Origin of the sequence: Mycetocola sp. 2940, from assembly GCF_040548835.1 — a bacterium.
GTDB lineage: Bacteria > Actinomycetota > Actinomycetes > Actinomycetales > Microbacteriaceae > Mycetocola_A.
Genome location: NZ_JBEPSK010000003.1, coordinates 128,325 through 149,465 on the forward strand (window position 1 = coordinate 128,325; position 21,141 = coordinate 149,465).

Sequence of the window (21,141 nt, forward strand, 5' to 3'; positions counted from 1 at the left end):
TTCACCGCCCGGTCACCGCCTGCCCTACTCCCGCTGCCTGCAGAATGAGGTCGCGAACACTCGCGGCTGGCACCGTTTCGGATGCCGAGTCCCAGAACGCCAGCCCGGCATCCGAGCAGAGCAGCAGCGGCGTATCGGCGTTCGAGTTCGGCAGTCGCCCGTGTGTGCCGCGCACCCATGACGGATCCAGCGGGACGACGTTCATCGCGTAGCGCAGCCCCGCCTTCTTGCGCAGGAGCCCCACCCCTGCCTTCGCCTTCGCGAGCCTGTCCGCGGGGTCGAAGAACAGTTCAGCGGGGTCGTACCCGGGCTTGCGGTGGATGTCCACGCCCCGGGCGAACTCAGGTGCCCTGTCGTCGTCGAGCCAGTAGTAATAGGTGAACCATGCCCCCGGTTGCGCGATCGCCACGAGTTCTCCGGATCGCTCGTGGTCGAGGCCGTATCTCGCCTGGGCTTCGCGGTCGAGCACCTCGTCGACGCCGGGCACGTGCCGCAGAAGATCCCGCACCCGGGGAACGTCGCGGGGGTCGGCGACATAGACATGGGCGACCTGGTGGTCGGCCACGGCGAAAGCACGCGAGGTCCACGGGTCGAGTTGCTCGAGCCCGGCCTGGGTGTACACCTCCAGCAACCCCTCGGCACGGAGCACCCGGTTGATGTCGACCGGCTGCGTGGCCGGCGCGATCCCGTACTCCGCGAGCGCGAGGACGGTGACGCCGGCGGCCAGCGCGTCATCCAGCAGCGGGGCCAGCGCGGTATCGAGTTCGGCGGCCGCGCGATCGGCCTCGGGCGAGTCCGGACCGAAGCGCTGGAGGTCGTAGTCGAGGTGGGGCAGGTAGGCCATCACGAGGTCCGACCGCTCCTCACGCATGATCTTGCGCGTGGCATCGACGATCCACTGACTCGACCGCAACGAAGCCGTCGGGCCCCAGTACTGGAAGAGGGGAAACTCGCCGAGGGCGCCCGTCAGCTCGTCGTGCAGGGCGGCCGGGCGCACGTAGCAGTCCGGCGACTTGCGCCCGTCGGCGTGGTAGATCGGGCGGGGCGTGACGGTGATGTCCGTTGTCGCGCCCATCGCGTACCACCAGCCGATGTTCGCGGCAGTGAAGTCGGCGCGAGCCCGCCGCGCCGTCTCCCACACCTTCTCGCCCTGCACGAGGGCGTTGTGCTGGCGCCAGAGGTGCACCTCGCCCACGTCGCGAAAATACCAGCCGTTCCCGACGATCCCATGCCTGGCCGGGGACAGGCCGGTGAGGATCGTCGACTGGACGCTGCAGGTCACGGCCGGGAGAACGGTGACCAGCCGGGCTTGGGCCCCGGAGGCGGCCAGGGCGCTGAGCCGCGGCATGCACGCGAGAGCGCGCGTGGTCAGCCCGACAACGTCGAGGAGGAGTACCGATGTCATGACGGCACGCCCGCCATTCCGGGGACGGATGTCCCGGGAGGGGCGACGGCGAGCCCGAGCAGCTCGGTAGCGGCCCACCGAACCTCGCCGGCGATGCCTGCGACCAGGTCGTCGACACCGTCGGGCAACACACTCCACGTGTAGGTTTCGACGTCGAGGTGCGCCTCATCCCCATGGGGAATGCTCCTGACCGCATCGAGCGCCGCCCTGAGCACCTCGGTGGTGGCGGTCAACGGCGCCCGCGGCGCGAGGTGGAGAGGCACATGGAAGTGCACCCGCCACGGCCCGCGAGCCGGAAGTCCGTCGAGGGCCTCCGGCAGGTCGTCGACGGCGAGAACGTTTCCGTCGGCAGACAGCTCGCGCGTCTGGTGCAGGTAACGCTGTTCGACGAACGCCGCCACCGCATCACGGCTCGCTGGGTCCGCGGGATCGGCGACGTGCAGCGCGGCCGACGCCTGCACCTTCACCACCCGGAGTCCCGCGTCGGCGATCAGGCGCACCGCCGCCGCGGGGTCGGCGAACGACACCGCGAGGTGACAGGTGTCGAGGCAGATGCCGACGAACTCGGGGTCGATGCCGTCGTCGCCGGTGCGGGCGGCGAGCCACTCGACGACATCGGTCACGGTGTCGAGCACACAGCCAGGCTCCGGCTCGATGGCGATCCGCACCGTACGCCCTGTCTCCTCGCGGAGGACGCGGAGGCCATCTGACACCGACTTCAGCGCGGCTGATGCCCGGCTGTCCGCGTCCGCGGTCCACGGCTCACGCCAGCCGAGCGGGAGGGTCGAGATGCTGCCGTCGGCACCCTCCGGCAGGAGCGCGGCGAGGACGTCGGCGCAGTCGAGCGTGTACGCGGCCCGACGCGGGTCCGTCCAGTCGGGAAGGTAGACGTCGAGCTTCACGACGTCGGCGTGGAACGCGGCATAGGGGAATGCGTTGATCGTGCGGAGCACGAGCGCGTTGGCTTCGAGACGCTCCCGCAGCAACTCCCTGTCCTCCCTGCTCTCCGCGAGTTGCCGTGCGAGGTCGGCGGGCAACCACAGGCCGACGCCCAGCTCAGGGAGCCCTGCCGCCCGCCGTGCCGGCCCGGCGAAGGCATCGAGTTGCTCGAGTACGCCGGCGAGATCCTCGGCCGGGTGCACGTTCGTGCAGTAGGAAAGCTCCATCAGATCCTCGCTCCTCGCAGTACGGAATTGCCCTCGAAGGTCACGCCCGCGAGCGGTGGTTCGGCTGCCGCGAACCCCGGCACCGGGTCGAGGTGCAGGCGACCGCTCTGGCCGAAGAAGAACACCGGGTTCTGCCAGAGCACGACATCGACATCGTGTTCGGTGAATCCGGCGTCGAGCATGGCCAGTCCGGCCTTGTGGGTCTTGAGCGGGTCGGAGTGCCCCCAATCGGCTGCCGAGTTCACGAGCACGCGCTCCGTTCCGTACTCGCGCAGAATCGCGACGAGGCGCTGCTCGTCCATCTTCGTGTCGGGGTAGATCGAGAATCCCATCCAGCAGCCGCTGTCGGCCACGGCGCCGACCGTCGTCTCGTTGAGGTGATCGACCACGACCATGCCAGGGGCGAGTCCCGATTCACGCACGACGTCGAGTGTTCGGGCTGTTCCAGCGGCTTTGTCCCGGTGCGGGGTGTGCACCATCGCCGGCAGCGCGAACGTCCTGGCCATGGCGAGCTGCGCGGCGAACACCTCGTCTTCCTCAGGAGTCATCGAGTCGTAGCCGACCTCGCCAACCGCAACCACGCCATCCTTGGCGAGATAGCGGGGCAGAACCTCGAGAACCTCGCGGCACCGGGGGTCGTTGGCTTCTTTCGGGTTGAGGGCGATCGTGCAGTGATGCCGGATGCCGTACTGGGCTGCGCGGAATCGCTCCCAGCCGATGAGCGCGTCGAAGTAGTCGGTGAAACTGCCGACACTCGTGCGTGGCTGGCCCAGCCAGAACGCGGGTTCCACAACGGCCCGGACACCTGCCCCGTACATCGCTGTGTAGTCGTCGGTCGTGCGCGAGCTCATGTGGATGTGGGGATCGAAGATTCGCACTGTTAGCCTCCTGGCTGGGTTGTGGCGGCGAGCCGCGCAATGTCGGTGCTGATGGAACGACCCGCCGCTCGCCGCTCAGCGATGAGGGCGGAGGCCATGCGGGCGAGCTCGGCGTCGCCGCGTCGGTCGACGTCGGACACCGCTGTCAGCGGGACGCCCATGAAGACCGCCTTGAGCACGCCGTGGCGCCAGCCGTACTGGTCGATGTACCTGCCGCTGAAAGCGCCAAGGGCCGCAGCGACCAGCCGCGGGTCGTTCGTGCGGAGCGCATCGGCGACGAGGTCCAGTCCCGTCGCGATCACGGGCTCCGCGGGGGTCATCGCGGCGTTGAGGCCCCTGAGCACTCCGCGTCGTTCCGCGTCATCGCCGAATCGGTACAGCTCGCGGAGCATCCGTGCCGCATCGTGCGGCGGAACGGCGGCCAGCAGTGCCTGCACCAGGCGTTCCCGGGCGCGGTCGTCGACGGTACCGTGCACGAGTCCGAGTGGGTCTGAATCCGGCTTGATCGGTTCCCGCCCTACGGCCCGCCCGGCTGCAGGGAAGAGACCCGCGATCCGCCCGGGATCGGCCTCCACCTCCCGGACTCCGTCCTCGACCCAGGTGTTCGTCATCGTGCCTCCCATGCCCGGTGGAGCTCCCGCATGCTTCGGGCGGCAACGCCCGGCGCGTCATGCGAGTGTCGCGGCAGTTCCACGGCCGCGATGCCCCGATATCCGATGTCGTGCAGTGTGTTCAGTGCTGCGGTCAGGTCCAGTCGGCCGAGGCCCAGTTCGAGGTGCTCGTGCACCCCCGGCAGCATGTCGTCGACCTGCACATTGACGAGCAGGCTTCCTGCGGACCGCAGGGCGTCGACGACGCCTCCCGGTTCGACCGCAACGCAGTGGCCGAGGTCGACCGTGATGCCGAACGACCGTGGCGAGCCGAGTTCCTGGCGCAGGCGCAGGGCGTCGGCGACGGTCTCGACGAGCATGCCGGGTTCGGGTTCGAACCCGAGCACGACGCCGGATGCCTCGGCGTACTCGACGAGGCGGAGCATTCGCTCCCGGAGCAGGAGCCACCCTTCCGCGGGTGCGACATCCTCCGGCAGCACGCCGGACCACAGCGAGACGCAGTCGGCACGCAGAACCGCTGCGATGTCGATCGCCCGGCGGAGGAATCGCATCCGCGGTTCGGCGGCGAGATCGACGAGGGTGGGCCGGTGCTTGAGGAACGGGTCGAGCAGGTAGCGGCTGCCTGTCTCGACCACCACGCGCCAGTCGAGTTCGTCGAGACGCCGCCGCAATCGGGCCGCCGCCTCCAGCGCGTCCTCGGCTAACGGATCCAGGTGCGGGTGGCCGAGAGTCAGGGCCAGCGCCCCATATCCGCTCGACTCGAGTACCTGGATGACGTCGTCGAGGGTGTGGTCGGCGAAACCGTTGGTGCCGTAGCCGAGGGTGAAGCTGGCTTCGGGCAGCGGACCTAGGCGCTGGCCGGTGGCCAGTGGCGCCACCGTCACGTCAGGTCACCCGCTGCGCGCCGCGCCGACAGCGCACGACGGACCTGGTCGAGGACCGCGAGGGCCGCAGCAGGAGCGAGAGCACCCGTGCGGGCGACCAGAGCCGCCTGCAACGGGATCATGGCACCGATGCCTGAGCGCGTGGCCGTGCGCACATTGGCCGCAGACGGTTCCGCGAGGACCTTCATCTGACTCGGCAGCGCTTCGGCGAGGTACGCGACTGCTCCCGTCGCGCCGCCCAGTCCGGCCAGGACGGTGCGGGTGTCGGCACGTCCCCCGCCGGTTGCGGGGCTGACGACGCCACCGAGCGCAGCGCCCAACGCGGTCGCCGCCGTGACGGCGATACTCCTCCTGGCGGCCGCCGGTGTGCCGCCATGGACCTCACCGCGGGACTGGGCGGTGAGGCCGACGGTGTGGAGCGCGATCACGCCGGCAGCCGGCAGCGCGGCGCGGGCGCCTCCCGCGCCCATCAGGACGTCGAGCCCACGGCAGGCCGCCATCGAGATCGGCCCGGCTGGAGTCGACTTCGCCGCGAGGTTATACAGGCAGATCGCCCCGGCCAGGGGCGTGGCCACAGCCAACGCCCGCGGGCCCCCGCCCGCTGCGGCGAGGCCGAGACCTGCGGCCAGGCAACCGCACGCCACCGCGAGAGCCTGCCGCGGCGAGATGCGCCCGGACGGGATGGGCCGCTCCGGCCGCTCGACGGCATCCAGGGTCCTGTCGGCGTAGTCGTTCAGGGCCATCCCGCCGCTGTAGAGAAAAACGGATGCGACGGGCAACAGCCAGCGGCGGGGTCCGAACGGCAACGCGGCGGCGTGCGCCCCCGCCATCGTGTCGCCGAGAACCGTGAGAGCGGCTGGCGCGCGCACCAGCTCGAGCACCGTGGAAAGGGCGCTCACAACACGGCCGCCATCGACCGCGCCCATTCGTGCAGCTCCGTCGTCTGCTGGGCGAAGTCGTGAACCTCGCTGCCCCAGGGGTCCTTGAAGAAGAACCCCAGTTCGGCGATCGCGCCAGCCTGCCCTGTGGCACTCGCCAGCGCCAGCAGGCGCGCGAGGTCCAGAACGAGAGGTGCGGCGAGCATCGAGTCGTAGGCGCTCCACGTGGTCTGCAACGTGATGCGCGAGGAGAGGAATCCCTCGGCATGGACGTGGTCCCAGGCCGTCTTGATGTCGCCGAGGTCCGGCACGTTGTCGATGTGGAGGGGAGCGACGATGTGATCGCCGACGAGGCTCTTGAGTCCGCGGGTCTTCGATGCCAGTTTGCTCCGTACGGCCTCGGGGTCCGCGAGGGTCGCACCGTCGCCGCCGCCGAGGAGGTTCGTTCCCGCCCACGACAGCACGCGCATGCCGCGCGCGTTGAACATGGGGCCGAGAACGGTGCGCAGAAGAGTTTCGCCTGTCTTGCCGTCCTGTCCGGCGAAGGGGATTCCTGCTTTCTCCGCGAGGTCGTGGAGCACGGGGAGACTCATGCCGGCCGACGGCGTGAAGCAGGCATAGGCGCTCCCCGATTCGATCGCCGCAAGCGCCGCGACGGCACTCGGCGGCAACACGGCCTTCGTCGGGTCGGCCAGTGCGGCCGCAAGAAGGTCGGGGTCGTGGTACTCGTCGCGGTCGGCCGGGAGCGGTTCCGTCGACGAGACGTCGATGACGACGACGCGGCCGAGGGCATGGCGCTCGCGGAACGAGACGATGTCGGCGGCGAGGCGTTCTACCACGTCGATCTGGGCGCCGGCGTGAGCGGTCGGGTCATAACCGGGGCGGATCTCCGCGTCTGTGCTCGCCAGCTCGTCGCGAACCGCCGCGACGTAGCGCGGTGGGATCATGCCGCCCTCGGTGAGCCGGGCCGCGCGATCGGTGAGGCTGACCGTGCTCACGTCGTGTCCGCCGAGCACGAGCTCGGCGAAGCGGGGCAGGGGCACCGACGCGAAGTCCTCCGCGGCCGTCGCGCAGCCCGTGGGTGGAGCGACCCCCGTCGCCACCGCGTGCAGCCCGACGGCCACGGTGGCGCCGACCGATCCGCGCGCGCCGATCAGCCAGATACCGACGCGCCCTCTCGACCAGTCGGCGTTCTCCGTCGTCTCAGGCAGTGCGGGGTTGGCGATCAGGGTCATGTCGTTCCTCCAGGTGGTATCGGTGAATTCATCGGGTCCGCTCCCGCATGCCGCGGGCAAGCCGCGTCAGATGCCCTGCGAGTGCAGCGGGGCAGGCCTGAGCGAGAAGGATGCCGCGTTCGAGGTGTTCGTCGACCGTACGGAGCACAGCGTCGCGCGCGCCCGTCCGGGAAACGATCTCGCGCACGGCGGAGACGTCGTCCTCGGTCGCTTCTGCGAAGCCGAGCAGCCGGTCCAGCACCTCCCGGTCGGACGCGTCCGACCGGGAGTACGCTTCGCGAATGTGCTCGGTGCGTTTGCCCCGTTGCACGTCGGAGAGAACCGACTTGCCGGTGCGCGCGGCCGAGCCGAACAATCCGAGGTCATCGTCGACAAGCTGGTAGGCGATGCCGAGCGCAATTCCGATGCTGTGCAGCCGGTCCAGAACCGACTCCGATGTGACGCCGGCCGCGATCGCGCCGAGACGCAGGGGCAGTGCAACGCTGTAGCACGCTGTTTTGAGTTCGGCGATACGGAGCGGCTCGGCCTGTTCGGGCGGAGTGACTTCGGATCGCACGTCGATCAGCTCGCCGGCAATCGTGCGCTCGAGGGCGGATGCCGTCTCGGTCGCCAGTCGCAGTCGCACGTCACCGGGGGCGGAAACCGTCAGCAGGGCCAGGAGCGCGGCGTTCAAGGTCAGGTCGCCTGCGAGCATGCCTGCGGCTGTCGCCTGCCTGTCGGCGTCCGCGGCCGAGAGCCCGGCTGTCCGCCCCGCTTCCGCGACCCGGGCGATCAGGTTGGCTCGTCCGTGTCGCATGCGGTCGCCGTCGATGATGTCGTCGTGGATGCACAGGCCCACGTGGAGCAGCTGCATGGCGCCGGCCACTTCACCGAGCAGGTGCGGGTCGTTCCCGCCCAGTCCGAGAAACGCGGCGGCCACGAGCTGCGGACGCAGGTACTTGCCGCCGTCCGAGGCCTCCGCCGCATCGATCAGTTCCGTCAGCGCCGGCCCGCCGTCCGCACATCGTTCGCGAACCCCCTGCCACCGTTGGGACGTCTGACGCGGTGCGCTCTCGGCGAAAACCTTGATCTCGGACTCGAGTCGTGCGACCCCGCCGGCGTCGGGCGTCTCAGGAGTCCGGGACCCGTTCGGGCTCCGGACAGAAGTAATTCGCAACTCTCTGTGCTCCTCGTCGATGTTGGCTGGCGCGCGACTGAAAGTCGGGCGTCGTGCACGCGTGAGTTGAAACCGACAGGGGGCCCGACGGCTGGGGCATGGCCGTAATCTGATGTTGCCTCACGTATTGACGCTCAGCCTAGGACCAGCCGCCCCGGGGCGCCCGCCCCAGCCCGAGGGCCATAAGGCATCGGACTCGATGCGCCAGACAGCCCGGTGAGGCCGCGTCCCACGCGGCCCGCTGAGTGGGCTCTCCCGCGATCGCCCTTTTCGGGATCAGGAGCTGAGGGGCGATGATGAAACCATGAGTACCCCCCGCTCGGCGGCGATCGCCGGAACACGCGTCAAGGCCTGGATCGCCCATCCGCGTCTCCTTCTCGCCGCCAAGACCGCCATCGCCGTCGGCCTCGCCTGGTTTCTCGCCCACCTGGTGCCCGGCGTCGCCGACGACTATCCGTATTACGCGCCGCTCGGTGCGCTCATCAGCGTGTCTCCCACGCTGATGACCTCGGTGAAACGCGGCGCCCAGACTCTCGCGGCCCTCGCCATCGGCATCCTTCTTGCCGGCGCCATCATCATCTTCTGGGAACCGAACGTGTTCTCGATCTCCCTCGTCGTCGGGGTCGGCGTGCTCATCGCTGGGAGCCGCTGGCTCACCGCTGGAGGGGAGTATGTGGCTGTCGCCGCCCTCTTCGTTCTGATCATCGGCGGCCAGGACGCCGATGATTACTCCGTCGGCTACCTCGTGCAAATGGCCGTCGGGATCGCCGTGGGGCTCGGCGTCAACCTGCTCATTCTGCCCCCGCTGAACACGACGTCAGCGGTCCTCCGGCTCGCTGGGTTCCGGTCGCTGCTCTCGGACCACCTGCACGACATCGGCAAGGCGCTCATCGAGACCTGGCCGCCGGTGCACGAAGACTGGGCCGGCCGCAGCGGCACCCTCACCGAGACGGCCGACCGCGTGCGCGAGGCCGTTACGCAGGCTGATGAGAGCCGCAAGCTCAACCCGAGGGCCAGGCTTCACCAGCGCAATCTCGAGAAGGACTACGAGGACCTCGCGGACCTCGAAACGATGACCTTCCATGTGCGCGACCTCACCCAGGTCCTCGCCGCAGCCATCTGGGAAAGCCCGTTCCCTGCCGAACTTCCACAGGACCTGCGTGAGCCGCTGAGCGACACCATCCACGCCGTGGCCGACGTGCTCACGCTGCGAAACGCCGACGAGGACCTCAGCGAGGGGGTCGATGCCGCTGACGACGCACTGCGCACCCTGCTCGAACGACTCGACCAGCAACGCGACGTGGATCCCTCCGCGCTCAGCCCCACGGCATCCGTCGCCATGGACCTTCGCCGCATCCTCGCCATCATGCAGGGCTCGTCGACGACGGCGAACGCCTAGCCATCCCGCTCAGGCCGGCGCCGGGCCTGTCGTGTCTCCGGGCTGGAACTGCACGTCGAAGCTCACAGGGGCGGGAGAACGCCCGGCGAGCAGCTCGACGATGGCGCGACCCGCCGCCGCTCCCTTGCCTTGCGACGGCTGCCACACGGTGGTGAGCGATCGCTCGAGGCCATCCACCCGGATGCCGTCGAAGCCGACGACGCTGAGATCCTCCGGCACACGAAGGCCGAGCTCGTCGGCCGCAGCGAGCACCCCGGCAGCGAGGAGATCGCTCTGGGCGAGGATCGCGGTCGGACGGTCGGCCTGCGGCACGTCGAGCAGGGCAAGGGCCGCTTCCCGGCCGGCGTCACTCCTGCTGCCTTCGGCGATCCAGCCGCCGACTCCCGGGAAAACGTTGCGAGCCCCGGCGATGCGCTCGACGGTCGTCGTGACGGAGGCACCCGCTTCGCGTTCGGGCGTGAGCGGGCCGACCGTGCGATCCCGGTCGATGGCGAGGGTGACGAGCGCGACCCGGGTGTGCCCGAGATCCCGGAGGTGTTCGGCCAGCAGCCTCACGCCGCCGCGGTTGTCGACACTGATCGTGTGCACGTCGGCGTCGGCCGGCCCCTCGATCTGGACGATCGGGATGTTGCGACGCCTCAGCGCCTCGAGCGTTGCCAGCGCATCGGCGTTGCAGCCGACGAGCACGACCGCGTCGACAGGGGCATCCGTGACGCTCACGTAGCCGCTGCCGGGATCGTGGTCGGGCAGCAGCAGCAGCCCGGCTCCGATCGCGCTGATCTCCTCCGCCAGGCCGTCGAGGGTCTGGATGAGCACCGGGTCACGGAAGGACACGCCGATCCGTGCCGGGATGACGGCGCCGATGATCCCGCTCCGGCCCCGGCGAAGCGACTGGGCGAGGGGATCCGGGCCGCCGTAGCCGAGCTCAGCCGCAGCGGCCAGCACCTTCGCCCGTGTCTCGTCCGACACCGGGCCGTGGCCGCTGAAGGCGAGCGACGCCGTCGAGGCGGAGACGCCGGCGCGGGCCGCAACGGCGGCGAGTGTCGGTCGACCGCCAGCGGATGCCACAGACTGGCTTTTCATACACTCCCTCGGCGCGTTCCGGTCGATCGATCTTGACCGTTGCAGGTCGTCTCGGATAGTTTAGGCCGAAATGGCTCGAATCGATTCGACCACGATCCGTGCCCGTCTCCCCTCGAATTGATGGTTCCCCTTTTGCCCACACAATCCGCACTCCGTCCCCACCGCGAACTCGTCGCCTGGCGGAACGCCATCTTCGTGATCTTCACCCTCTCCGGGTTGAGCATCGCGACCTGGGCAGCACGACTCCCGGAGATCAAGGCCAACCTCGACGTCTCGACCGGGTCGGTCGGCATCCTGATCCTCGGCATGAGCGCCGGGTCGATCCTCGGCCTGATGGCATCCGCGTGGCTGATGGTCCGCCTGGGCGCGCGATCCGGCATGGTTCTGGCCCTGAGCCTGGTCGCCGTCGGCCTCGTGCTCATCGGCATCGGAGCGGGCGTCGTGTTCTCGCCCGTGCTGGTCTTCCTGGGACTGGCCCTGTTCGGCTTCGGCAACGGCAGCGTCGACGTGATGATGAACGTCGAGGGCGCTGCCGCGGAGTCCGAACTGGGCAAGACCGTCCTGCCCCTGATGCACGCGTGCTTCAGCCTCGGAACGGTGATCGGCGCGGGAATCGGCGCCGCGGCATCCGCGCTGGAGATCGGGATCGTCTGGCATGCGGTGGGCATGGCCGTGCTCATCGCACTTGCCGTCGTCACCGCGGTGCGATTCGTGCCGGTACGCGACGAACTCGGCGACGACACCCCGACCCATTCGCACAAAGCCGACTGGAAAACACGGCTGCGCGCCAACCTCTCGGTCTGGGCCGACCTGCGCCTCCTCCTCATCGGCGTGATCATGCTCGGCATGGCGTTCGCCGAGGGCAGCGCCAACGACTGGCTGGCGCTTGCCGTCGTCGAGGGTCACGGCCAGTCGGCGACGACCGGCGCCATCGTGTTCGGGATCTTCGTCTCTGCCATGACCGTCGGTCGGGTGGCGGGCGGTCCCCTCATCGACCGCTTCGGTCGGGTGCTCGTGCTGCAGGTGTCCGCGGCATCGGCGATCGTCGGATTGCTCGTCTTCATCCTCGGGCCGAACCTGTGGGTCATCGTCCTCGGCACGGTGCTCTGGGGCCTGGGCAGCGCGCTCGGCTTTCCGCTCGGCATGTCGGCGGCCGCCGAGGGCAAGAACGCTGCCGCCAGGGTGAGTGCGGTCGCGATGATCGGCTACCTGGCGTTCCTCGTGGGTCCGCCGCTGATCGGGCTGCTCGGCGACGCCATCGGCCTGCTCAATGCGTTGTACGTGGTGCTCGTCCTCGTGGTGCTTTCGGGGCTCGCCTCTCCTGCCGCGCGAGAGCGGAAAGCGGAGCTTTCCTCTCGAGCGGATTGAGCGTCGCGGCACGCTTGCCGCGACAGCCGAAATCAAGAGAGCGGAAAGCGGAGCTTTCCCGCTGACCCAGCAGTCGGATTCGCCCGGGCCGGGATCGGGGCCAGGCCTTATCTGACGCGGATGCCGATTCTCGCGAGCAGAAATCGACATCCGCGTCACACGAGCCCGTGGCAGGGGGCCGTCCCGCGCCGGGCTACACTCGTCGAGTGCGTTTGGTGATTGCGAAGTGTTCGGTGGACTATGCCGGTCGGCTCTCGGCGCACCTTCCGCTCGCGACACGGCTGCTCATGCTCAAGAGCGACGGCAGCCTGCTCGTGCACTCAGACGGCGGCAGTTACAAACCGCTCAACTGGATGAGCCCGCCGTGCACGCTGAGCGTCGTCGAGCCCGAGAAGGACCAGGCGGATGCCGGCATCACGCAGCTCTGGAAGGTCACGCACGCCAAGACCGGCGACCAGCTGATCGTCTCGGTGTACGAGGTGTTCTCCGACACCGCCCACGAGTTCGGGGTCGACCCCGGGCTGCAGAAGGATGGCGTCGAAGCCCACCTGCAGAAGCTCCTCGCCGAGCAGATCGACCTCCTCGGCGACGGCCACACCCTGGTGCGGCGCGAATACATGACGGCCATCGGCCCGGTGGACATCCTCGCGCGCGACTCCTCGGGCGCGTCCATAGCGGTTGAACTGAAACGCCGGGGCGACATCGACGGGGTCGAGCAGCTCACCCGCTACCTCGAGCTGATGAACCGCGATCCGCACCTCGCCCCAGTTCGGGGTGTATTCGCAGCACAGGAGATCAAGCCACAGGCGCGAACGCTGGCCGAGGACCGTGGCATCCGATGTTTGGTGCTCGATTACGACACAATGCGAGGCCTTGACAACGCTGACGGCCGACTGTTCTGATGTATCTCCCGTTCGCGGGAAATGTCGTTTCAATCGCGAAACTGCTTACTATGGAGTCCTCATGTCTATCTCATCTCCCGAACTCACGGGCACCGGCTCTTTAGCTGTTCCCCGCACCTGGTCCACCATCCTGTTCGACCTTGACGGCACCATCACGGACTCCGCACCCGGCATCGTCGCGCGGCTGGCGAAGATGTTCGCCGCGCTCGGCCTGCCCGTTCCGTCAGACGACGAACTGCTGCACTGGGTGGGGCCGCCGATGCTCGAGTCTCTCGAACTCCGGGCAGGAATGACGCCGACCGAGGCCCTTGAGGCACTGCTCGTGTACCGCGGCATTTCCGATGAGGACGGCCCGTGGAGCGGTTCTGCCGTCTACCCGGGTATGGCGGGGCTGATCAAGCAGGTCGCGGCCAGCGGCATCCCGACCGCGATCGCCAGCAGCAAGCCGGAATCCCAGATTCACGCCGTGCTCGGTCACTTCGGATTGACCGACTTCTTCACGGTGATCTGCGGCGCCTCGGAGGACGAGACGCGGAGTGCGAAAGCGGATGTCGTCGCCGAGGCGCTCGTCCGGCTCGCGGAGAAGGACATCGACACCAGCCATCTCGTGCTCGTCGGTGACCGCCACCACGACGTCGAAGGCGCTGCCGTCCACGGCATCCCGACCATCATGGTCGAGTGGGGCTACGGCTCGCCCGCCGAGGCCACCCACGCCATGGCCGTCGTGCACTCGACGGACCAACTCGCCAAGCTCCTGCTGGGCTGATTCGCCCGCGCCGCTCTCGGCATCCTCTCACCGCCGCCGCCTAGGCTCGATCCATGACTGACGGACTGTGGTGGGTGCCGTCCCTGATCGTCTTCGGCACGACGGGTCTCGCCGTGGCCGTTGCCGTGCGGCTCACTGCAGGCAGGCGCCGCCGGCTCGGCATCGCGCACCAGGACGCACTCGCCGCGCTCCAGCAGCAGGCCGGCGTCACCCTCGTGCGCACTGACGACCTGGTCCGGTCCGCCGAGGACGAGGTGGCGTTCGCGGCCGCTGAATTCGGGGAGGCCGCCGCGAAGGACTTCGCCCGCACCGTGGCATCCGCGCGCGAACAGTTGCGTGAGGCATTTCACCTGCACCAGCAGCTCGGTGACGACGTTCCCGACAGTGAGTCGCAGCGGCGCCGCTGGAGTGAGCGCATTCTCGAGCTCTGCACCGAGATCGACCGTCGGATCCGGGAACAGACCGACCGGCTCGACGCCCGTCGCGCACTCGAACGCAACGCGCCCGACCGGCTCGCCGAACTCCGCGACGCGATCACGGAAACCGAGGGCCAGCTGCCCGAGATCGAGTCGACCCTCGTGCGCCTCGCCTCCCGCTACGCCCCGTCGACGTTCGCGTCGGTGGCGGATGCTCCGACGCGCGCCCGCGACGCCCTCACGCAGGCGCGCGCGACCCTCGCGCAGGCGCAACTGCGGGTGTCGGCCCGCGAGACGTCGGCGGATTACCTCGACGACGCGTCACAGCACCTCCTCACCGCACGGCACGCGCTCGACGGCGTGACGCGCACGGCATCCGGACTCGACTCAGCGAGCATCGAGCTGACCGCGTCCATCGATCGCATCCGGAACTCCGTGGAGGACGCGTGGCGCCGGCGCGACGCCGCCGAGGTTCCCGAAGCCGTCGCCGAGATCTCGACCGGAATCGTTCTCGCGTCCGGGGCTCTCACTCGAGCGAGTGACCGCTCGACCCTGCCTGACCCGCTTGCCCGGCTCGACCTGCTCCGCGAGGCCGAGTTGCGCCTCGACACCGCGCTGTCGAGCGCCCGAAGCCGCACGCAGCGCCTCGATTCTGCCCGAGAAGCGCTCCGCGGTGCGCTGTTCTCCGCACGCAGCCACCTCGGCGTCGCATCGACCTTCATCGCCGCGAACCGCTCCCAGGTGGGACCGGACGCTCGCACCCGCCTCGCCGAGGCGGAGCGCCAGCTCGCCCTGGCCGAAGCAGCGGACGATCCCGTCGACGCGCTCGACATCGCCCGACGTGTGTCCCGGCTGGCCCAGGATGCCGACGCCCTCGCGCGCTACGACGCCGGGCCCCGGACGGCGCCACACAAGGACTAACGAGTTCGAGGCCGGCCGCCGCTCAGGTCCCGGAACGACTGAAGGCCCCAGCGCAAGCCGGGGCCTTCAGATGCATGGGGCCTCTTAGAGGTTGACGCCCTTGCCCGCCATGAACGGGACCGGGTTGGTGAACGATCCGCCGAGACGGATCTTGAGGTCGAGGTGGCAGCCGCTGACGACGCCCGTCGCACCGATGCTCGCGACGACCGTGCCGGCTTCGACGAGCTGGCCGACCGAGACCTTGAACGAACCGCTCTGGACGTGTCCGTAGATCGACTCGACTCCGCCGCCGTGGTCGACGATGACGCGCTGACCGTATGCGCCGGCGGAACCGATGAAGGTCACCCGGCCGGCGGAGACTGCCTTGATCGGGGTGCCGCAGGCGCCGCTGAAGTCGGTGCCGTCGTGGAAGGAGTTGGAACAGCCGGCAGAGTTGCAGATCAGGCCGCGCGGACCGTATGGCGACGAAATTCCGCCGGGGACGGGACGGATCCAGGAGCCGCCGCCGCCGACGAAGGCGGAGAGGTCGGTGTCATTGGCGTTGTAGTAGCCGCCGGCGTCGCTGGCGCGACTGGCCGCGAGCTGGGCTGCCGCAGCAGCTGCCGCGGCGGCTGCCTCCGCTGCGGCCTTGGCCGCTGCAGCCGCAGCAAGTTCTTCGGCGGTGGTGGCCGAGTAGCCGTCACGCGCGAGCACCGGACGCGTCCAGTTCGGCACGGTGAGCGACTGGGCGCCGGTGTCGTGGATGGGGGCGATCGCGGCCGTCTCCTCCGAGGTGAACGCGTAGGCTGGTAGGGCGACCGTGCCGAAGATGGCGGGCACGGCGATCGCGACGACCAGGAGCGACCGGATGGACTTCCAGCGCGACTGCGTCGGCGCAGTCCGCGCGGATGCCGGCGGCGGGGTGGCAGCGACACGGGCGGCCAGGCGAGCGCGGGACGGTGCGGAAGCCGAGGGCGCCATGGTCGGAAGTGCGGGCGGGGTGGGGCCCTGCGCGTCGACCATCAGCACCGGCTTGGCTGCCTCAGTCGGTTCGGCGGTCTCGGACGGAGCCTGCTCGACGGGTGCGACGTCTGCGTCCTGCGCAGCAGGAACTGACGCAGCCGAACGCGCAGCGGCGCGCAGGCTCCTGCGGGTAGGGAGCGCGGTCGTCGAGTCGAGGGTGGAGTCGCTGCCCGTATCGTTGTCGGTCTCGCGGCTGGTCTCGTTACTCATCAAAGATATCTCCGGGCGTTCCTGCGATAGGCCGCGCGGCATCCGTGTCTCGGAGCACTGCGTGGTCTCGTTGAACGCACTCGTTCTGGGGCGGCGGCGGCCGGGATCAGCCGTGCCAGGACTTTCGGGTACATCCGAGGGTACCCGATGCTCCCTGAGAGAAAACTCCCAGTTCGGGTGGCCAGCCCGACACCGGGCGGGTACGGTCGTCATTTATGGCAGTTGTGCGAGAACCGTCGCTCGAAGACGCCGCCGATCTGGGCCGCGTCCACCAGCAGTGCTGGGTCGAGACCTACGCCGGTCTGGTGCCGTCGGAGTTCTGGGAGCACTCCACCGAGGCGCGCCGGATCGGTATGTGGGAGCGGATGCTCCGCCGCAGCGACCCGAAACGGCGACTGGTGGTGGCCGAGGGCGAGGGCGGCATCGTCGGGTTCGCGCTCGTGGGCGCCGCGCTGGCGCGAGAGCACCCGGACGCACCACCGGCCGTGCCGCTCGAAGTGCGGATGCTGTACCTCACGCGCTCGCAGCACGGGAGCGGAATCGGCCAGCAGCTTCTCGACGCCGTTCTCTTCGACGGCGAGGCCGCCCAACTCTGGGTGGCCGAGCAGAACGGGAGGGCTCAGGCGTTCTACCGCCGCAACGGATTCGTGCCCGATGGCATCCGCGATCCTGACGCACACCGCGGAACGGACCTCGCGGCGATCCGGATGCTGCGCCCCGCGTCGCGCGTGGACTGATGGTCGCGCCTGTCACCGTTCCTCAGCGACCAGGACGACGCCGAGGCCGCCGACGACCCGTTCGTCGAGCGCTTGCGAGAACTCGAAGGCGGCGAAGGTTCCCGGCGGCAAGTCCACCTCGATCGTCGCCTCGAAGTGGCGTTCGTTCCCCGGGCCGAGCTCGACATCGAATTCCAGCGAACGCTCTCCGGCCATGCCGTCGAGATGCAGCACCGCGATGAAGTCGGTGAACGCCTCGCCGGTCACGCCGTCGACCCCGACGAGCAGCCTCGGGTCCGTTATCGGAGCGAGGCGGATGTGGAAGCCAGCGCCATCAGGGAACGGGTTGGCGACCACAAACGGCACCACGACCGGAGCCCCGGCGGGCGCTGCGACGACCGACAGGTTGCGTTGCGCCCAGTGGCGGTCGTTCACCGGGTCCGGCACCGGCGGCGCCGGGTCAAGCGGATGCGAGACTCGCGCGAGAAGACAGATGTGGTTGGGTGCGTCCGCCGGCATCTGCCGTGCCATGAGTGCCGTCGTCGCGGCTCCCCCGCGCGGATCCACGGCCACCTGACGGAATCCGATGAGGTTCTCGGGCTTGATCACGAACCCGAGTGCCGGGTCAGACCACCAGACCGTCACCTGTGCGAGCGATGGCGCGTTCGAGCCGCCGTTGTTGCGCACGTCAACCGACACCTCGAGCACCTGGCCCGGCTGGTAGGTCGACGTGCGGATGCCGGCACACAGGTACCACGTGACGGTGCTCGGCAACGGGCGATCCTCGCCGGTGTCGCCTGGCGACCAGTATGGTATCGCCAGGAAAGGCCGGGCATCCGGGATCTCTTCTCTGGGCATGGCTTCCTCTCGCCTCAGATGTCGCGGTAGCCGAGCGCGACCACGTCGACGGGTTGGTCTGTGATCGACCCACCGGTGCGCCAGCACGGATGCCGCCACCCGCGGTCGGCGTCGAGGTCGTAATTGTCGGCATCGTCCACGTCGGTCGCTACTTGCCACCACAACGGAAGGCTCACCGACTTCGCCGACAGCTGCCCACCGCCGCCGATGCCCGAGAGGATCGCCGATGGCGTCGTTCCGGGCTGGAACGGAGCAGAACCGGCGGGCTCTTCCAGACCGGTCTGCGGGTACTCGTCGAACCGATCGCCGTTCTCGGGCAGCTGGGGCCAGCTGCCCTCCTCCGTCGCCGGAATCACGGTGAACTGGCGGTAGCGCCAGGTTTCGAGGAACGCGTCCGGGTAGATCAGCCCGTTCAGTGCGAGGAACTCGGCGGCCTTTTGCAGACCCTCCCACATCGTCGACTGCAGTGTGAAGAGGTCGCCCGCCATCTGAACCGTCTCGGGGCGTTGCGCGAGCGACCCCGCTGTGGCCTCGGTCAGTTGCGCAGTGCCCCAGTCGGTCTCGTGCTCGCCACCCACGTAGACGCCGTTGGAGAACGCCGCCGACCAGTTGGCTTCCATGTCGTCCCACAGGGTGCACTCGCCTTCGCTGGCCACCTCGATGATGCAGACGAGCCACCCGCCGAGGAGGAACAGGATGGCCTGGCCCAGGGCCTCCCAGAACGCGCCGCACTTGACTTCGGTCGAGTCAGGCGGCTCCTGGTGCGCCGGACCGTCGTCTCCCGCGGACAGGATCTGCACGCCACCGCCGCTGCCGGCCACTCCCGGCTCACCGCCTGACTCGGTCAGGACCGACTGGTCCGGGAGCTTGGGCGTGTAAGGCGCGGCCGGGTCGGCGAACAGCGTCGCGACGATCGAATCGGGCAGGGGCGACGGCTCCGGTGGCGTCGAGATTGCTTCGAGTGCTCGCAGGTGAGCGACCATCCGCGAGAATCCCGCACCCACATCGGGAGGCGACGGAAGGTCGTCGAGCGGGAACACCTCGGCGAACGCCTCCGAAAGCTGGTTCGCCACGTCGGGGTCGAGTCCCGCCGGCATGGCTGACTCGAGCTGGTCGGCGAGGGCACCAAACCGGGGCACGTCGGGGCGGTGCGCTGCAATCCATGACCCGACGGCATTCCGTCCGAGTCGGTCGCGCACGCGGTGTGAGCGGCGCGGACCACCCACGGCTTGCCCGAGATACATCGAACCGGAGACCTGGGCGCCGTACGCAGCGCACGTGCCGAGGGCGAAGGCTTCGGTTTCGGGCGTCGCGGCGCGACGCATCAGGGTGCGGACGAGGGCGTCGGTGCGTCGACCGAGGAGGAGATCGTTCCAGTTCCAGGCATCGACGCCGAGATCGTCCTGGCGGGGATGGGGAGGCAGGTGGTCACGGGTGGCGACGCGGTTGCGCAGCTTCTGCAGCTGGGTGAGCATGCGCTGTATTTCGGGAGCGAGGTCGCGGATCGCATTTCCCGCAGCGTTCAGCTCCGCCACCGAGGCGGCGTCGGGCGGACTGTCGAGTATCGACTGCAGAGAGGTGCGGTACCTCCCGAGCGCGTCGTAGAGCTGCACTCCTTCCTTCCACAGGGCGGCGATCTCGTCGACCAGTGCGGCCTCCTCCTCCCCGACCGTTGCGAACCATGCCAGCGGCGCGAGCAGGCTGCCGAGGCTCGCATGTCCGGGTGCTGCCGACATGGCAGCGATGTGGCGGTTTCGCGTCTGCGCGTGCGTCGGATCGGGGATGCTTTGCGCTGACAGGGCCGCCTGGAATTCGTGGAGGGAGCCCATCAGACTGCGGTATTCGAGCACAATTCTCACCCTTCGCCCGGGTCGCCGTGCAGGTCGAATGAGGTCGTATCGCACGGCCCCCCACCAGCCTTGGCGTCACAGCGTAGATCCGGTGCGACGGGGCCGCAAGGGGGACCGGGGAGGGCGTCGTCGCGGGATTTTCGCATGGACCGCTGCGGCGAGCCGAGTGCAAGCCGGACCGGTGTACGGCACGATATGAGCAGGCGAAACAGCCGAGAGCCACCGGGCTCGACCGAGGGTGTGGGGACCATGCGAAAGAGAAAACAGACCGCCGAGATAAACAAGGCCGATCTCAAGCCCGATGTCGCCGTCCAGCGCGGCGCCGGGGCAGCCGGATTCAGCATCGCCGCGTTCCGCATCGGGCTCGTCGGCGGCCTCGGCGTGATTACGGCCCTCGTCATCGGCGGCATTCTCGGCCAGCTCGGCACGGTCCTTATCTACATCGGCCTCGCACTGTTCCTTGCCCTGGGGCTCGACCCGCTCGTCACCTGGCTCGAGAAGCGCATCGCCAGGGGCGTCGCCATCGCCCTCGTCGTCTTCGCCGTTCTCGGTGTCTTCGTCGGACTGCTGTTCGCCGTCATCCCCGTGCTCATCGAGCAGGGAACGAATCTGGTCGAGGACTTCCCCCGCCTGCAGAGAGAAGTTCAGGCCAGCAACTTCATCCAGGACCTGGAGAGCGCGTTCGGCGGAGCGGTGAGCATCGCGGATGCCATCTCAGGCGCCATCGAATTCATCAGCGATCCCCAGAACCTCGTGGCGATCGGCGGCGGGCTCGCCGCGGTTGGAGCGGGAGTCGCCAGCGGCGTGACCGGCGCGACCATCGTCCTCATCCTCACCCTCTACTTCCTCGCCTCACTCCGCTCGATGAAGGGCGCCGCCTACCGCTTCGTGCCCCAGTACCGCCGGATCGGTTTCGCGACCATCACCGAGGAGATCACCGGGGCGGTCGGCCGCTACGTCGTCGGCCAGGTCAGCCTGGCGCTGTGCAATGGCATCCTCAGCCTCATCTTCCTGTCGATCATCGGAGCGCCGCTTCCGTTCCTGCTCGCGATGATCGCGTTCCTCGGATCGCTCATCCCCCTCGTCGGAACCCTGACCGCCTCGATCATCAACACCCTGATCTGCCTGTTCGTCTCGCCCACGACGGCCCTGTTCGCCGGTGTCTATTACCTCATCTACATGCAGATCGAGGCGTACGTGCTGAGCCCGCGCATCATGAACCGGGCCGTGGCCGTGCCCGGGGCGATCGTCGTCATCGCGGCCGTCGCCGGCGGCGCCATCGGCGGAGTGCTCGGGGCTCTCGTCGCCATTCCCGTGGCGGCATCCGCCATCATCATCGTGCAAAAAGTGGTCTTCCCGCTGCAGGACTCGAAGACCTCGCCGAGCGGGGTGTGAACGCGCTTCCCCCCTTGACCTCGCTCAGCGACCGGAGAACAC

General features: G+C 69.0%; 19 protein-coding genes. 7 read left to right on the top strand and 12 right to left on the bottom strand.

Going from position 1 to position 21,141, the window contains the following annotated elements:
* Window position 1: 1 nt before the first annotated feature.
* Genes ABIE24_RS05405 through ABIE24_RS05440 form a run of 8 tightly spaced genes read right to left on the bottom strand, consistent with a single transcriptional unit; the run spans window position 2 to window position 8,213 of the window.
* Window positions 2-1,405, bottom strand: coding sequence for an alkaline phosphatase family protein (locus ABIE24_RS05405; RefSeq protein ID WP_354497543.1), 1,404 nt, complete (start codon window positions 1,403-1,405; stop codon window positions 2-4).
* Window positions 1,402-2,571 (bottom strand): metabolite traffic protein EboE, encoded by a 1,170-nt coding sequence (eboE, locus tag ABIE24_RS05410; RefSeq protein ID WP_354497545.1) that lies wholly within the window; start codon window positions 2,569-2,571, stop codon window positions 1,402-1,404. The genes ABIE24_RS05405 and eboE overlap by 4 nt, the downstream gene beginning before the upstream one ends.
* Window positions 2,571-3,449: a TatD family hydrolase gene (locus tag ABIE24_RS05415; protein ID WP_354497547.1), complete on the bottom strand. Its 879-nt coding sequence runs from the start codon at window positions 3,447-3,449 to the stop codon at window positions 2,571-2,573. The genes eboE and ABIE24_RS05415 overlap by 1 nt, the downstream gene beginning before the upstream one ends.
* A 2-nt stretch (window positions 3,450-3,451) precedes the next feature.
* On the bottom strand, window positions 3,452-4,060 hold the full coding sequence (locus ABIE24_RS05420; RefSeq protein ID WP_354497548.1) for an EboA domain-containing protein: 609 nt from the start codon (window positions 4,058-4,060) through the stop codon (window positions 3,452-3,454).
* Complete coding sequence (locus ABIE24_RS05425; protein WP_354497550.1) at window positions 4,057-4,944, bottom strand: sugar phosphate isomerase/epimerase family protein; 888 nt, start codon at window positions 4,942-4,944, stop codon at window positions 4,057-4,059. Before ABIE24_RS05425 ends, ABIE24_RS05420 begins: the two co-directional genes overlap by 4 nt.
* Window positions 4,941-5,843 carry an SCO3242 family prenyltransferase gene (locus tag ABIE24_RS05430; protein ID WP_354497552.1) on the bottom strand — a complete coding sequence of 301 codons (903 nt, stop codon included), beginning with the start codon at window positions 5,841-5,843 and terminating at the stop codon, window positions 4,941-4,943. Before ABIE24_RS05430 ends, ABIE24_RS05425 begins: the two co-directional genes overlap by 4 nt.
* The gene (locus tag ABIE24_RS05435) at window positions 5,840-7,057 is read right to left on the bottom strand and encodes an inositol-3-phosphate synthase (protein ID WP_354497553.1); all 1,218 of its coding nucleotides are present in this window, start codon (window positions 7,055-7,057) and stop codon (window positions 5,840-5,842) included. Before ABIE24_RS05435 ends, ABIE24_RS05430 begins: the two co-directional genes overlap by 4 nt.
* Before the next feature lie 28 nt (window positions 7,058-7,085).
* Window positions 7,086-8,213, bottom strand: a complete 1,128-nt coding sequence (locus tag ABIE24_RS05440) for a polyprenyl synthetase family protein (RefSeq protein WP_354497555.1) — start codon at window positions 8,211-8,213, stop codon at window positions 7,086-7,088.
* Between the two features lie 304 nt (window positions 8,214-8,517).
* Between ABIE24_RS05440 and ABIE24_RS05445 the strand changes: the two genes are divergently transcribed.
* On the top strand, window positions 8,518-9,612 hold the full coding sequence (locus tag ABIE24_RS05445; protein ID WP_354497557.1) for an FUSC family protein: 1,095 nt from the start codon (window positions 8,518-8,520) through the stop codon (window positions 9,610-9,612).
* Between the two features lie 9 nt (window positions 9,613-9,621).
* Here the strand turns inward: ABIE24_RS05445 and ABIE24_RS05450 are convergent, their stop codons facing one another.
* On the bottom strand, window positions 9,622-10,695 hold the full coding sequence (locus tag ABIE24_RS05450; protein WP_354497558.1) for a LacI family DNA-binding transcriptional regulator: 1,074 nt from the start codon (window positions 10,693-10,695) through the stop codon (window positions 9,622-9,624).
* A gap of 132 nt (window positions 10,696-10,827) precedes the next feature.
* Between ABIE24_RS05450 and ABIE24_RS05455 the strand changes: the two genes are divergently transcribed.
* The 4 genes from ABIE24_RS05455 (at window position 10,828) to ABIE24_RS05470 (ending at window position 15,068) form a co-directional block, all read left to right on the top strand.
* Window positions 10,828-12,063, top strand: coding sequence for an MFS transporter (locus ABIE24_RS05455; protein WP_354497560.1), 1,236 nt, complete (start codon window positions 10,828-10,830; stop codon window positions 12,061-12,063).
* 206 nt (window positions 12,064-12,269) lie between these two features.
* Window positions 12,270-12,965 (top strand): endonuclease NucS, encoded by a 696-nt coding sequence (nucS, locus tag ABIE24_RS05460; RefSeq protein WP_354497562.1) that lies wholly within the window; start codon window positions 12,270-12,272, stop codon window positions 12,963-12,965.
* A 61-nt stretch (window positions 12,966-13,026) separates the two neighbouring features.
* Window positions 13,027-13,731 (top strand): HAD hydrolase-like protein, encoded by a 705-nt coding sequence (locus tag ABIE24_RS05465; RefSeq protein ID WP_354497564.1) that lies wholly within the window; start codon window positions 13,027-13,029, stop codon window positions 13,729-13,731.
* Window positions 13,732-13,784: 53 nt separating this feature from the next.
* The gene (locus tag ABIE24_RS05470) at window positions 13,785-15,068 is read left to right on the top strand and encodes a coiled-coil domain-containing protein (RefSeq protein ID WP_354497566.1); all 1,284 of its coding nucleotides are present in this window, start codon (window positions 13,785-13,787) and stop codon (window positions 15,066-15,068) included.
* A gap of 84 nt (window positions 15,069-15,152) precedes the next feature.
* Here the strand turns inward: ABIE24_RS05470 and ABIE24_RS05475 are convergent, their stop codons facing one another.
* The gene (locus ABIE24_RS05475) at window positions 15,153-16,280 is read right to left on the bottom strand and encodes a peptidoglycan DD-metalloendopeptidase family protein (RefSeq protein WP_354497568.1); all 1,128 of its coding nucleotides are present in this window, start codon (window positions 16,278-16,280) and stop codon (window positions 15,153-15,155) included.
* A 215-nt stretch (window positions 16,281-16,495) separates the two neighbouring features.
* On the opposite strand from ABIE24_RS05475, the gene ABIE24_RS05480 reads away from it, so the two are divergent.
* Window positions 16,496-17,017: a GNAT family N-acetyltransferase gene (locus tag ABIE24_RS05480; protein WP_354497570.1), complete on the top strand. Its 522-nt coding sequence runs from the start codon at window positions 16,496-16,498 to the stop codon at window positions 17,015-17,017.
* A 12-nt stretch (window positions 17,018-17,029) separates the two neighbouring features.
* Here the strand turns inward: ABIE24_RS05480 and ABIE24_RS05485 are convergent, their stop codons facing one another.
* Window positions 17,030-17,854 carry a hypothetical protein gene (locus ABIE24_RS05485; protein ID WP_354497571.1) on the bottom strand — a complete coding sequence of 275 codons (825 nt, stop codon included), beginning with the start codon at window positions 17,852-17,854 and terminating at the stop codon, window positions 17,030-17,032.
* A gap of 14 nt (window positions 17,855-17,868) precedes the next feature.
* Entirely contained in the window at window positions 17,869-19,704 is a 1,836-nt protein-coding gene (locus ABIE24_RS05490; protein WP_354497573.1) for a hypothetical protein, read from the bottom strand.
* Window positions 19,705-19,953: 249 nt separating this feature from the next.
* Between ABIE24_RS05490 and ABIE24_RS05495 the strand changes: the two genes are divergently transcribed.
* A complete protein-coding gene (locus ABIE24_RS05495; RefSeq protein ID WP_354497575.1) occupies window positions 19,954-21,099 on the top strand; it encodes an AI-2E family transporter in 1,146 nt (381 codons plus the stop codon).
* Window positions 21,100-21,141: the final 42 nt, after the last annotated feature.